Here is a 331-nt window from a genome sequence, read left to right as displayed (position 1 = left end):
CAAACAAACACAAAAACTTTATTGCCAGCTTTGGGATAGTGAACAGCGGTGTTTGTGAAACCCGAATTTTTACACCACACAAAAGCAAAAAATGCCTGCCATGAAACCTTGAACTGGCAAGCCATACAAAACCTGGGTTGCACAAAGTTTACGCTGGCAAAACTGGGAAGCAGCCCGAAAATGTTTGCAGGAAAAACACGTTGAATTGCTGAACTTACAGGAAAACGACGTGGCAAACTCAAAACCTTATTGCCAGCTCCACAGAACTCGGTTTTCTCTCGTTTGATTCTTGCTTTGCAGGAGAAAACTTATTGAAACTCCAAACCGCGTG

At 42.9% G+C, this 331-nt stretch carries 1 protein-coding gene; it reads right to left on the bottom strand.

What is annotated here, in order from left to right:
• A partial coding sequence (locus M3P05_RS20785) for a hypothetical protein (protein ID WP_249702063.1) occupies positions 1-236 on the bottom strand: 236 nt, incomplete at its 3' end.
• Between the last annotated feature and the right edge of the window lie 95 nt (positions 237-331).

The organism is Parendozoicomonas callyspongiae (assembly GCF_023502345.1).
GTDB classification, from domain to species: Bacteria; Pseudomonadota; Gammaproteobacteria; order Pseudomonadales; family Endozoicomonadaceae; genus Sansalvadorimonas; species Sansalvadorimonas callyspongiae.
Note: the sequence above shows the minus strand (reverse complement) of the source record. Positions and strands in the feature narration are given on the sequence as shown.